Raw genomic sequence first — 11,146 nt, 5'->3', positions numbered from 1 at the left:
TTCTTGCGTTTCCGACTCTATCAGATCTTTCCGGACCCGATTTCCTCGGTGCTTTCCGGTTCCAGTCGCTTTCGCGGCTTTTCCCTTCCGGCGTTCACTACGTTAGCGGATTTCCCCTGCGGCTCATAATTGAGCCGGTGGAAGGGAATTCGGACATGCCGAATAGAACCCCGCCGGGGTGAATCGTAGGTAGTGGTTGGCCGCTCCGGACTGCCCGTCCCGGCCTCGATGAGGTCCGTTCCAAAAGCAGTGTCCGTTTCAAGCGGCTCGGGCTACGTTAGGCGGCCGGCCAGGTCGAGTCAAGTCGAGCGGCGGCGTGGCGCATGGGCCCGGTAGGGGCTGACGGTCGGGTCGTCGGCGCGCCAGAACCGCCATGGATGGTGGGCCCCGTCGCCGCCGACTCCGGTGCGCGGACCGCTGCGGACCAGGTCGGGCGGTACGGGGTCGCCCGTATGGAGGGACAGCGGGGAGTCGGGGCCGGCGCACAGGTCGGTGCCGTCCAGGGCCCGGGTGATGTCCAGGGCGGTGGCGAGGCGGGCCGGGCCCTTGGCCAGTTCCTTGTCGTTTCGGGCTGAAAGTCGACGTTTGCGGGCCAGGTCGGCGCCCTCGGTGATCTCGCCGGCGCGGAGCAGCACTCCGCTGGCGTAGCCCTCGGGGCCGCACACCAGGTTGAGGCTGAACCACATGCCGTAGATGAAGTAGACGTACGCGTGTCCGGGCGGGCCGAACATGGAGGCGTTCCGGGCGGTGCGGCCGCGGAAGGCGTGGGAGCCCGGGTCGCTCTCCCCGTCGTAGGCCTCGACCTCCGTGATGCGCAGGGCGAGGGGGCCGTCCTCCGTGCGGCGGACCAGCGTCCGGCCCAGCAGGTCCGGGGCCACGGAGAGGACCGGCCGGTCGTAGAAGGACCGGGGCAAAGGCGTACGGTCGGGGCGCGCGCTCATCCGTCCGAGCGTAGTGGACTCCCCATGGGGTGGAACCGGGCTCTAGGGTTCCGCGTTTGTAGAGGTCAGTGCTACGTCGTTCGGACGGCCGGCGTTCCAGCGTTCCAGTAACAAGGGGAGACAGAGACATGGGGTTCAAGAAGCTGCTCGCGGCCATGGGTGCCGGTGGCGCGTCGGTGGAGACCGTCCTGTCGGAGGTGAACGTCGTCCCGGGTGGTGTGGTCCAGGGCGAGGTGCGCATCCAGGGCGGCTCGGTCGCGCAGGCGATCGAGGGGCTGTCGGTGGGGCTGCAGGCCCGTGTCGAGGTCGAGACCAACGACGGCGAGTACAAGCAGGACGTCGAGTTCGCGAAGCTGCGGCTGGGCGGGGCCTTCGAGGTGCAGGCCGGCGCGGTGCACGCGGTGCCGTTCGGTCTGGAGATCCCGTGGGAGACGCCGATCACCCACTTCGCCGGGCACCAGCTGCACGGCATGAACATCGGTGTGACCACGGAGCTGGAGATCGCGCGCGCCGTGGACGCCGGTGACCTGGACCCGATCAACGTGCACCCGCTGCCGGCGCAGCAGGCGATCCTCGACGCCTTCGGGCAGCTGGGCTTCCGCTTCCGCAGTGCGGACATGGAGCGCGGTCACATCCGCGGCACGCGTCAGCGGCTGCCGTTCTACCAGGAGATCGAGTTCCTGCCGCCGTCGCAGTACCACGGTCTGAACCAGGTCGAGCTGAGCTTCGTCGCGGACGACCGGCAGATGGACGTGGTGCTGGAGATGGACAAGAAGGCGGGGCTCTTCACCGAGGGCAGCGACACCTTCCGCTCCTTCACCGTGGGCCTGCACGACTACCAGAACACCGACTGGGCGGCCTACCTGAACGAGTGGATCGCTTCGGTCGGTTCGAAGCGGAACTGGTTCTAGGCTCCTGCCCGTAAGGCCCTGCCCATAAGGCACACCGCGCGATCCGGAGGTTCACCTTGAGCGAGTTCAGCAGGCCGCCGCTGCCCCACCACTTCCACCCTGAGGTCGCCGCCTTCGAGGTGGTGAGCGAGGACCTGGAGCCGGGGGCGGAGCTGGGGCCGGCCCAGGTGCTCTCGGGCGGGAACCTGTCGCCGCAGCTGCGGTGGGAGGGTGCCCCCGAGGGCACGCAGAGCTACGCGGTGACCTGTTTCGACCCGGACGCGCCCACCGGCTCCGGGTTCTGGCACTGGGTGCTCTTCGACCTGCCGGCCTCGGTCACCGAGCTGCCGGCCGGGGCGGGCAGCGGCGACTTCAAGGGGCTGCCCGCGGGCGCGGTGCAGGTGCGCAACGACTACGGGTCGCGGGACTTCGGGGGTGCCGCGCCGCCGGCCGGCGAGCGGCACCGCTACGTGTTCACCGTCTACGCGGTGGACCAGGCGAAGCTGGGGCCGGACGCGGACGCCTCTCCCGCGGTGGTCGGATTCCACCTGCGCTTCCACGCGCTGGGGCGCGCACAGCTCGTCGCCGAGTACGAGGCGCCCGCTCAGGGTTGATCGTTCGCCGGTCGTTTGCCCGGTCCTGGTCTAAAGGTGGCCAGGACCGGGCATTTTTATTGCGTTGTCCCGCGTGGCACACCCGGCCAGAGTGGTTCGAGGCCTTGGGCGCCGAGGGGTGCGGGCCTGCACACGGGAGGTGGGCGAGATGCGGGACACGCTGGTGCTGAATGCGAGCTTCGAGCCGCTGTCTACGGTGACGCTGAACCGCGCGGTGGTTCTGGTGCTGCAGGACAAGGCCGTCGTCGAGCAGTCGCATCCGGAGCTGCTGGTGCGCGCGGCCGCGGTGGAGTTGCCGGTGCCCCGGGTGATCAGGCTCTGCCGGTACGTACGGGTGCCGTTCCGAAGACATGCTCCGTGGTCACGGCGGGGGGTGCTGGTGCGGGACCAGCACCGGTGCGCGTACTGCGGGCAGCGGGCGACCACGGTCGACCACGTGGTGCCCAAGGCGCAGGGCGGCGGGGACACCTGGCTGAACACCGTGGCCTCCTGCGCGGCGGACAACCACCGCAAGGCGGCCCGGACGCCGGAGGAGGCGGGGATGCCGTTGCTGCGGAAGCCGTTCGTGCCGACGCCGACGGACGCGATGCTGTTCTCGCTGGCGCCGGGGCCCCGGGCGGCGCTGCCGGACTGGCTGGCCCAGTCCGCGTAGCCGCCCGTCCGCTGATCGGCGTACCGAAAAGGCCCGTCCCGCTCTGCGGGGCGGGCCTTTCGCGCGGGTCAGCGCAGCAGGAGCTGGGCGATGGCGGCCAGGCCGACGGTGACGATCACGGCCCGCAGGGCGGCGGGCGGCAGCCGGCGGCCGACCTTGGCGCCGATCTGGCCGCCGAGGGTGGAGCCGAGGGCGATGAGCAGGACGGCGGTCCAGTCGAAGTCGGCGACGAACAGGAAGAAGACCGCCGCGATGCCGTTGACCAGGGCGGCGATGACGTTCTTGACGGCGTTGACGCGCTGGAGGTCGTCGTGCAGCAGGGTGCCCATCAGGCCGAGGTAGAGGACGCCCTGGGCGGCGCCGAAGTAGCCGCCGTACGCGCTGGCCAGGGTCATCCCGGCGAGCAGCGCGGGGCCGCCGTCCGGGTGTCCGGGATCGGTACCGGCGGCCTCCTGGCGGGCGCGCAGGGTGCGGGCGAGCTTCGGCTGGACGACGACGAGGACGAGGGCGAGCCCGATGAGGACGGGCACGATCGTGTCGAAGGAGTCGGAGGGCAGCAGGAGCAGGGCGCTCGCGCCGGCCAGGCCGCCGACGAGGGAGACCCCGCCGAGGCGGAGGATGCGGGCCCGCTGGCCGACGAGTTCCTTGCGGTAGCCGATGGCGCCGCTGATCGAACCGGGCACCAGGCCCAGGGTGTTGGAGACGTTGGCGGTGACCGGCGGCAGACCGGTGGCCAGCAGCACCGGGAAGGTGATGAGGGTGCCGGAGCCGACGATGGTGTTGATGGTGCCGGCGGCGATGCCGGCGGCGAGGACCGCGAGTGATTCCCAGATGGACAAGGCCATCCCCTTCACGTCAGTGTGTCGCCTCCCCGCCATGAAGGTCGGGGGGCCGTACTGATCATGCACGAAGGGGACGGCCCGGTCTCGGGTGGTACGGGGCTGCCGACGGTCGGTCAGGTGCGGGCGGCCGGCGGTCAGTCGAGCGGGGGCTGCTCGCGGCGGTCCGAAGCGCCGCCGTCCTTCTGGGGGTTGAAGCCGGAGCCGCCGGCCGGGCCGAAGTTGCCCATGGCGCCGCTGAGTCCCTTGAGGGCGTCGCCGATCTCGCTGGGCACGATCCAGAGCTTGTTGGCGTCGCCCTCGGCGATCTTGGGGAGCATCTGGAGGTACTGGTACGAGAGGAGCTTCTGGTCCGGGTCGCCGGCGTGGATGGCCTCGAAGACCGTGCGGACGGCCTGGGCCTCGCCCTCGGCGCGCAGTGCGGCGGCCTTGGCGTCACCCTCGGCGCGGAGGATGGAGGACTGCTTCTCGCCCTCGGCGCGCAGGATCTCGGACTGCCGGACACCTTCGGCCTGGAGGATGGCGGCGCGCTTGTCGCGGTCGGCGCGCATCTGCTTCTCCATCGAGTCCTGGATGGAGGTGGGCGGTTCGATGGCCTTGAGCTCGACGCGGTTGACGCGGATGCCCCACTTGCCGGTGGCCTCGTCGAGGACGCCGCGCAGGGCCGCGTTGATCTCCTCGCGGGAGGTCAGGGTCCGCTCCAGGTCCATGCCGCCGATGATGTTGCGGAGGGTGGTGACGGTCAGCTGCTCGATGGCCTGGATGTAGCTGGCCACTTCGTAGGTGGCGGCCCGGGCGTCGGTCACCTGGTAGTAGATGACCGTGTCGATGTTGACCACCAGGTTGTCCTGGGTGATGACCGGCTGGGGCGGGAAGGGGACGACCTGTTCACGGAGGTCGATGCGGTTGCGGATCGAGTCGATGAACGGGACGACGATGTTCAGACCCGCGTTCAGGGTGCGGGTGTAGCGGCCGAAGCGCTCGACGATGGCCGCGCTGGCCTGCGGGATGACCTGGATCGTCTTGACCAGCGCGATGAAGACCAGCACCACCAGAATGATCAGGACGATGATGATCGGTTGCATACGGCTCCCGTACCCCTTCTAGCTGCCTGTCCGGCCCCTGTGCTGCCCCGTAGGAGGGGAGTCTCGCAGACGGGGGGTCCGCGGGCACAAGGTTCGGTCACATGACGTCACATGACGACCGCGGTCGCGCCGTCGATCTCGACGACGTCGACCTGCTGGCCGGGTTCGAAACTGATGTCGGAGTCCAGGGTCCGGGCGGACCAGACCTCGCCGGCGAGTTTGATGCGTCCGCCGCCGGCGTCCACGCGCTCGAGCACCACGGCGGTCCGGCCGCGCAACGCGTCGATCCCGCTGGCGAATTGGGGGCTCTGCCGGCGGTGCCGGTTGGCGATGGGCCGGACCACGGCGATCAGGGCGACCGAGACGGCGACGAAGACGAGGACCTGGCCGACCGCGCCCATGCCGAGGGCGGCGCAGACGGCCGCGGCGACCGCGCCGACGGCCAGCATGCCGAACTCGGGCATCGCGGTGAGGACGAGCGGGATGCCCAGTCCGACCGCGCCGATGAGCCACCACACCCACGCGTCTATGTCCACGTGGTCATGGTAGGTCGGCGGGGCGCGGTCGGGACAGGGGACGTGCTCGCCCGGGAGGCGCCGCGGGTCAGCGCAGCGGCAGGCCCTGGGCGGTCCAGCGGTCGCCCTCGGTGCGCTCGACGACCAGCGGGAGGCCGAAGCAGAGGGAGAGGTTGCGGGAGGTGAGCTCGAGGTCGATGGGGCCGGCGGCGACGACCTTGCCCTGGCGGACCATGAGGACGTGGGTGAAGCCGGGGGCGATCTCCTCGACGTGGTGGGTGACCATCACCATGGAGGGCGCCAGCGGGTCGCGGGCGAGCCGGCCGAGGCGGCGGACCAGGTCCTCGCGGCCGCCGAGGTCGAGGCCGGCGGCGGGCTCGTCGAGGAGCAGCAGCTCGGGGTCGGTCATCAGGGCGCGGGCGATCAGGGTGCGCTTGCGCTCGCCCTCGGAGAGGGTGCCGAACTTCCGGTCGAGGTAGTCGGACATGCCGAGGCGGTCGAGGAAGGCGCGGGCGCGCTGCTCGTCGATCTCCTCGTAGTCCTCCTGCCAGCTGGCCGTCATGCCGTAGGCGGCGGTGAGGACGGTGTGCAGGACGGTCTGGCGCTTGGGCATCTTGTCGGCCATGGCGATGCCGGCGACGCCGATGCGGGGGCGCAGCTCGAAGACGTCGGAGCCGGGCTTGCCGAGGGTGCTGCCGAGGATGGTGGCGGTGCCCTTGGTGGGGTACAGGTAGCTCGAGGCGAGGTTGAGGAGGGTGGTCTTGCCGGCGCCGTTGGGGCCGAGGATCACCCAGCGCTCGCCCTCCTTGACCGACCAGGAGACCTGGTCCACCAGAGCCCGGCCCTCCCGGACCACGGATACGTCCTCCAGCTCCAGCACATCGCTCATGAGCGCGTTGTCTCCCATTGCAGTCTTGTTTGTCCCAGCCGCCGCCGCTCGGCGGGGCCCCCGGGGAAAACCTACGCCACTCGGGGGGAGGTCCGGGGACTCGGGCCTGTCGCCGGCCGGGTCCGTAGGGTGGGCGCATGCTTTCGGAACCACGTTCAGGGCGGCTGGCCGCCTGGGGGAACGCTTTGTTGGGCGGGTTCGCGTCTCCGGACGACGCCGTAGTGGCGATCGTCGGGGAGGACGCGGTGCACCGGGTGGAGGGGCTGCCGGGCGAGTCCGGTGCGGTGGGCCTCACGCTCGGGCTGGGGCGGCTGCGGGCGCTGGGGGTGACCGGGCTGCGGCTGGCGCTGCCGGCGCCGGGGCATCCGCTGGGGCTGAGCGGTCCGCCGGAGTTCAATGCGCGGGCGCTGGCCGCGGAGGAGGCCGTGGTCGCGGTGGGGGCGGCGGTGGGTCTGGTGCCGGAGGTGTCGGAGGCCGGGCCGGCGGGTGATGTGCACGTGGAGGTGGTCTGGCACTGCCTGCCGGTGCGCCAGGCGCCGCCGGCGGACGTGCCGTCGCTGGGCGAGGCCGAGCGGGAGCTGGCGGAGGCGCTGCGGGAGGCGACGGTGGTGCTGACCCGGCTGGACGTGGCGGCCTCCGGGCCGGCCGCGGCGGCGGCGCTGGACGCGTACCGGGCGCGCTCGGAGGCGACCGGGGAGGTGCTGGCGCCGGGGTATCCGGGGCGGGCGGTGCGGGTGCTGGAGCTGGCCCGGCGGATCGGTCTGATGATGGAGCTGGCCACGGGCGGGCACGGGGCCGCGGTGACGGCCTCGGAGATGGCGGCCCGGACGGAGGCGCTGCGGCCCGTGGAGCGGGTGGCCCGGCGCGCGCAGGTGGCGGCCTACAACGCGTACGTGGAGGAGCAGGAGCGGCGGCGGGGCTGAGGCCCGACGGGCGGAGCCCGGCGCAGCGGCCCGAAGCCCGCGAAGCGGTGCGAGGGTCGCAGAAGGAAGGGGCCAACGCGTACGTGGAGGAGCAGGAGCGGCGGCGGGGCTGAGGCCGTCCGGCCTGTCCTTCGTGGGTGCGCGTCGGCCCCGTACCTCGCTGGGGGTACGGGGCCGGCGGCGTGGGGGGTCTCCCGGCGGCGGGAGGGTCAGTTGTTGAGGCCCGAGTTGCCGAAGGCGCCGTTCAGGAGGCCGATCACGGTGGCGGTGTTGCCGACGGCGTTCACGGGCACGTGCAGGGGGACCTCGACCAGGTTGCCGGAGGCGACACCCGGGGAGTTCAGGGCCTGGCCGTCGGCCTGGGCGCCGCCGTGGGCGGCGGAGACGCCCGCGGCGGCGGCGACGAGGCCGCCCGCGATCATGGTGACGGCAGTGGCCTTCTTGATGTTCTTCACTTCTGGTGTCCTCACTGGGCTTCGCCGCGGCACGGCCGCCGCGGCACGCCATGGAGAACGGTCACCGGCCGGTCGGGATGCGCCATCCGGGCGACATCCACCCGACGGTATGAATCTCAGCTTGGAGCGTTACCTGCTCATCGCGGTCGGCCGCCGCCAGGAATCGGTCAGGAGGAATCGGTCAGCCCGTGTCGTACCGCCCACAGGGCGGCCTGGGTGCGGTCGGCGAGGTCCAGCTTCATCAGGATGTTCGAGACGTGCGTCTTGACCGTCTTCTCGGAGAGCACCAGGGCCCGGGCGATCTCGCGGTTGGAGCGGCCGTCGGCGATCAGGCCCAGCACCTCGCGCTCCCGCTCGGTGAGGCTGCTCCCGCCCCGGCCGCCGCCGGGGGCCTGCTCCTCCTGGGCGAGCAGGACGCCGGCCACCTCGGGCTGGAGCAGGACGTGACCGGCGTGGACCGAGCGGATCGCGCCGGCCAGCGCCTCGGGGTCGATGTCCTTGTAGACGTATCCCGCGGCGCCGGCGCGCAGGGCCGGGACGACGGTGCGCTGCTCGGTGAAGCTGGTGACGATCAGGACCCGGGCCGGGTTGCCGAGGGCGCGGAGCCGGCGCAGGGCCTCGACCCCGTCGGTGCCGGGCATCTTGATGTCCATGAGGACGACGTCGGGTGCCAGCTCCTCGGCGCGGGCGACGCCCTCCTCGCCGTCGGCGGCCTCGCCGACCACCTCGATGTCGTCCTGGACCTCGAGGAAGGTGCGCAGACCCCGGCGGACGACCTGGTGGTCGTCCACGAGCAGGACGCGGATGCGGGGACGGGGCGGCGCTTCAGCCACCGGGGACCTCCATGTCGATCGTGGTGCCCGTGCCGGGCGCCGAGTGCACGGTGAGGGTGCCGCCGACGCCGGCGGCCCGGTCCCGCATGGAGACCAGGCCGAGGTGCCGGCCGCCGCGGCGGACCGCCAGGGGGTCGAAGCCCCGGCCGTCGTCGGTGATGCGCAGCAGCGCCCCGGGGCCGCGGCGGCGGAGGGTGACCTCGACGCGGGCCGCGTCGGCGTGCCGCAGGGCGTTGTGCAGGGCTTCCTGGGAGACCCGGAGCAGGGCCTCCTCCTGTGCGGCGGGCAGGGCGCGGACCCCGTCGCAGCTGAAGGTGACGTGGGCGGAGTGGGCGCGGTCGAGCACCTGGATCTGGGTGCGCAGGGTGGCGACCAGTCCGTCCTCGTCGAGGGCGGCGGGGCGCAGCTCGATCACGGCGGCACGTAGTTCCTCGGTGGCCTCGGCGGCGAGGGCGGCGACCTGGTGGAGTTCGCCCTTGGCGCGGGCCGGGTCGCGGTCGACCAGCGCGGCGGCGGCCTGGGCGGTCAGGCGCAGCGAGAAGAGCTTCTGGCTGACCGCGTCGTGCAGCTCGTGGGCGAGGCGGGAGCGCTCCTCGGCGATGGTCAGCTCGCGGCTGCGCTCGTAGAGGCGGGCGTTGGTCAGGGCGATGGCGGCGTGCTGGGCGAGGATGCCGAGCAGTTCCTCGTCGTCCTCGGTGAAGGCGTTGCCGGCGGGCGGGCGGGGGCCGCGTTTGTTGGCGAGGAAGAGGGCGCCGAGGATGTCGTCGCCGTCGCGGATGGGCAGGCCCAGGAACTCGGTCATGTCGGGGTGGGCGGCGGGCCAGCCCTCGAAGCGGGGGTCGGTGCGGACGTCGGCCAGCCGCTGGGGGGTGGCCTCGTGGAGCATCGCGGCGAGGATGCCGTGCTGGCGGGGCAGCGGGCCGATGGCGCGCCACTGCTCCTCGCTGACGCCGTCGACGACGAACTGGGCGAAGCCGCCGTGGTCGTCGGGGACGCCGAGGGCGGCGTATTCGGCGTCGAGCAGTTCCCGGGCCGAGACCACGATGGTCTTGAGGACGTCGCGGACCTCCAGGTGGCGGCTCATCGCGAGCAGCGCGGTGCTGACGGCCGCGAGGCCGGTACGGGGTCCGTGGCTCATGGGCTCACCGTACCCGCGGGCGGATCTTCGCGGATCGGCCTGCGGACCCAGCGGTCGCAGGGCCTGCGACCTAGGGCTCAGGCCCCCTCTTATAGGGGACGTGGTCTCTCCCTTCTATAGGGGAGGGAGACGCGCCGGCCATGGGGAGGGAGCCGGGGGGACGGCCGCCGGTACCGCGGCGGTACGGAATCTCTACCTCTGGGACGAGTTCGTGAATGTACTTCTGCTACTCCAGGAGGATGGCGATTACATTCCGCATTGCGCGGGCAACGGATGGTGAGACTGTAACGTGCCTGATGTGAGCCCGCGCATAGGACGCATATCACTTACGAAGTGACCTAGTGGAGAGATAAAGGCGCCATCAGTGCTGCTCTGAGCAGTGCGAGGGGCGTAAATCCGGGACGGCCGGGGTGCCGTGATCCACTAAGCGGGATCGTACGTCACACCTTTGCCACAGGATTTTGCCGCCGCTAAGAATGGCTGCCGTCGCTCGGAGCTGCGGGTCCCACGGACCTGCGGCGCTTTCCCTGCGGCCCCCGCTATTCGAAGAGGTTGCCTGCATGTCTGCGTCCAACGCTCCCGGCCACAGTCGTCGTCTGACCAAGGCCCACAAGATGTCCTTCGCCGGTGTCGCCGTCCTCGGTGCCGCCGCCCTCGCCATCTCGCTGGTCCCCGCCGACGCCGACGGTGCCGAGAACACGGTCGCCGCCCCGGTCGCCTGGAGCACGACGGTGGACGCGACCCAGGCCAAGGCCGTCCAGGCCAGCCTCACCGCCCAGCACGCGGTCGTCGACAAGGCCATCAAGGCCGCGACGAAGGCCAAGGCGGAGGCCGACGCGAAGGCCAAGGCGAAGGCCGAGGCCGAGGCGAAGGCGAAGAAGGAGCGGGACGCGAAGAAGGCCGCCAGCCGGTCCGTCGTCCGCAAGCCCCTCTACGCGAACAACCTCGACGGCTGGATCCGCGAGGCGCTGGACATCATGAAGCGCGAGGGCATCCCCGGCACCTACAACGGGATCCACCGCAACATCATCCGCGAGTCCGGCGGCAACCCGCGCGCGATCAACAACTGGGACATCAACGCCCAGAACGGCATCCCGTCGAAGGGCCTGCTCCAGGTCATCCAGCCGACCTTCGCCGCGTACCACGTCAAGGGCACCAAGTTCGACCTGTACGACCCCGTCGCCAACATCGTCGCCGCCTGCAACTACGCGGCCGACCGGTACGGCTCGATGGACAACGTGAACAGCGCCTACTAGGCCCTCACGCACCGATCCCCCATGCGCCGCGGGGGGGGGGCGCGCCAGACCGGGGGCCCGCCGCCGCGGGGGTTAGCGTTGAAGGAACACCTGTAGACCACAAACCAAGAGCCAAA

13 protein-coding genes are annotated in these 11,146 nt (G+C 71.4%); 5 read left to right on the top strand and 8 right to left on the bottom strand.

From position 1 onward, the window contains the following. Positions 1-299: 299 nt before the first annotated feature. Complete coding sequence (locus tag AB0O40_RS36295; RefSeq protein ID WP_365050268.1) at positions 300-941, bottom strand: DNA-3-methyladenine glycosylase; 642 nt, start codon at positions 939-941, stop codon at positions 300-302. A gap of 128 nt (positions 942-1,069) precedes the next feature. Here AB0O40_RS36295 and AB0O40_RS36290 point away from each other — a divergent pair, with 128 nt between their 5' ends. From AB0O40_RS36290 to AB0O40_RS36280, 3 genes are all read left to right on the top strand, one after another. After that, positions 1,070-1,852, top strand: coding sequence for a sporulation protein (locus AB0O40_RS36290; protein WP_365050267.1), 783 nt, complete (start codon positions 1,070-1,072; stop codon positions 1,850-1,852). 56 nt (positions 1,853-1,908) lie between these two features. Next, positions 1,909-2,445, top strand: a complete 537-nt coding sequence (locus AB0O40_RS36285; protein WP_365050265.1) for a YbhB/YbcL family Raf kinase inhibitor-like protein — start codon at positions 1,909-1,911, stop codon at positions 2,443-2,445. Between the two features lie 148 nt (positions 2,446-2,593). After that, positions 2,594-3,097 (top strand): HNH endonuclease, encoded by a 504-nt coding sequence (locus AB0O40_RS36280; protein WP_365050263.1) that lies wholly within the window; start codon positions 2,594-2,596, stop codon positions 3,095-3,097. Positions 3,098-3,165: 68 nt separating this feature from the next. Here the strand turns inward: AB0O40_RS36280 and AB0O40_RS36275 are convergent, their stop codons facing one another. The 4 genes from AB0O40_RS36275 to AB0O40_RS36260 form a co-directional block, all read right to left on the bottom strand. Beyond that, positions 3,166-3,942 (bottom strand): sulfite exporter TauE/SafE family protein, encoded by a 777-nt coding sequence (locus AB0O40_RS36275; protein ID WP_365050261.1) that lies wholly within the window; start codon positions 3,940-3,942, stop codon positions 3,166-3,168. A 131-nt stretch (positions 3,943-4,073) separates the two neighbouring features. Then, positions 4,074-5,021: an SPFH domain-containing protein gene (locus AB0O40_RS36270; RefSeq protein WP_365050259.1), complete on the bottom strand. Its 948-nt coding sequence runs from the start codon at positions 5,019-5,021 to the stop codon at positions 4,074-4,076. Positions 5,022-5,128: 107 nt separating this feature from the next. Then, positions 5,129-5,557, bottom strand: a complete 429-nt coding sequence (locus tag AB0O40_RS36265) for an NfeD family protein (protein WP_365050257.1) — start codon at positions 5,555-5,557, stop codon at positions 5,129-5,131. 67 nt (positions 5,558-5,624) lie between these two features. Continuing rightward, on the bottom strand, positions 5,625-6,425 hold the full coding sequence (locus AB0O40_RS36260) for an ABC transporter ATP-binding protein (RefSeq protein WP_365050255.1): 801 nt from the start codon (positions 6,423-6,425) through the stop codon (positions 5,625-5,627). 137 nt (positions 6,426-6,562) lie between these two features. Between AB0O40_RS36260 and AB0O40_RS36255 the strand changes: the two genes are divergently transcribed. Continuing rightward, positions 6,563-7,348 (top strand): hypothetical protein, encoded by a 786-nt coding sequence (locus tag AB0O40_RS36255; protein ID WP_365050253.1) that lies wholly within the window; start codon positions 6,563-6,565, stop codon positions 7,346-7,348. A gap of 209 nt (positions 7,349-7,557) precedes the next feature. Here the strand turns inward: AB0O40_RS36255 and AB0O40_RS36250 are convergent, their stop codons facing one another. The 3 genes from AB0O40_RS36250 to AB0O40_RS36240 form a co-directional block, all read right to left on the bottom strand. After that, positions 7,558-7,803: a chaplin gene (locus AB0O40_RS36250; protein ID WP_365050251.1), complete on the bottom strand. Its 246-nt coding sequence runs from the start codon at positions 7,801-7,803 to the stop codon at positions 7,558-7,560. Positions 7,804-7,970: 167 nt separating this feature from the next. Next, positions 7,971-8,636 carry a response regulator transcription factor gene (locus AB0O40_RS36245; RefSeq protein ID WP_365050249.1) on the bottom strand — a complete coding sequence of 222 codons (666 nt, stop codon included), beginning with the start codon at positions 8,634-8,636 and terminating at the stop codon, positions 7,971-7,973. Beyond that, positions 8,629-9,774: a GAF domain-containing sensor histidine kinase gene (locus tag AB0O40_RS36240; protein WP_365050247.1), complete on the bottom strand. Its 1,146-nt coding sequence runs from the start codon at positions 9,772-9,774 to the stop codon at positions 8,629-8,631. The genes AB0O40_RS36245 and AB0O40_RS36240 overlap by 8 nt, the downstream gene beginning before the upstream one ends. Positions 9,775-10,334: 560 nt before the next feature. Between AB0O40_RS36240 and AB0O40_RS36235 the strand changes: the two genes are divergently transcribed. Continuing rightward, entirely contained in the window at positions 10,335-11,030 is a 696-nt protein-coding gene (locus tag AB0O40_RS36235; protein WP_365050245.1) for a transglycosylase SLT domain-containing protein, read from the top strand. Positions 11,031-11,146 lie beyond the last annotated feature (116 nt).

This window comes from Streptomyces sp. NPDC089919, from assembly GCF_040684615.1.
Classification (GTDB): Bacteria; Actinomycetota; Actinomycetes; order Streptomycetales; family Streptomycetaceae; genus Streptomyces.
The sequence above is the reverse complement of the archived record's forward strand: the minus strand, read 5'-3'. Positions and strand labels throughout refer to the sequence as shown.

What these genes read in the sequence shown, in the direction of transcription:
- AB0O40_RS36295 (WP_365050268.1), bottom strand. Translation starts at nt 941, where the DNA reads ATGAGCGCGCGCCCCGACCGTACGCCTTTGCCCCGGTCCTTCTACGAC.
- AB0O40_RS36290 (WP_365050267.1), top strand. Translation starts at nt 1,070, where the DNA reads ATGGGGTTCAAGAAGCTGCTCGCGGCCATGGGTGCCGGTGGCGCGTCG.
- AB0O40_RS36280 (WP_365050263.1), top strand. Translation starts at nt 2,594, where the DNA reads ATGCGGGACACGCTGGTGCTGAATGCGAGCTTCGAGCCGCTGTCTACG.
- AB0O40_RS36275 (WP_365050261.1), bottom strand. Translation starts at nt 3,942, where the DNA reads ATGGCCTTGTCCATCTGGGAATCACTCGCGGTCCTCGCCGCCGGCATC.
- AB0O40_RS36270 (WP_365050259.1), bottom strand. Translation starts at nt 5,021, where the DNA reads ATGCAACCGATCATCATCGTCCTGATCATTCTGGTGGTGCTGGTCTTC.
- AB0O40_RS36260 (WP_365050255.1), bottom strand. Translation starts at nt 6,425, where the DNA reads ATGAGCGATGTGCTGGAGCTGGAGGACGTATCCGTGGTCCGGGAGGGC.
- AB0O40_RS36255 (WP_365050253.1), top strand. Translation starts at nt 6,563, where the DNA reads ATGCTTTCGGAACCACGTTCAGGGCGGCTGGCCGCCTGGGGGAACGCT.
- AB0O40_RS36240 (WP_365050247.1), bottom strand. Translation starts at nt 9,774, where the DNA reads ATGAGCCACGGACCCCGTACCGGCCTCGCGGCCGTCAGCACCGCGCTG.
- AB0O40_RS36235 (WP_365050245.1), top strand. Translation starts at nt 10,335, where the DNA reads ATGTCTGCGTCCAACGCTCCCGGCCACAGTCGTCGTCTGACCAAGGCC.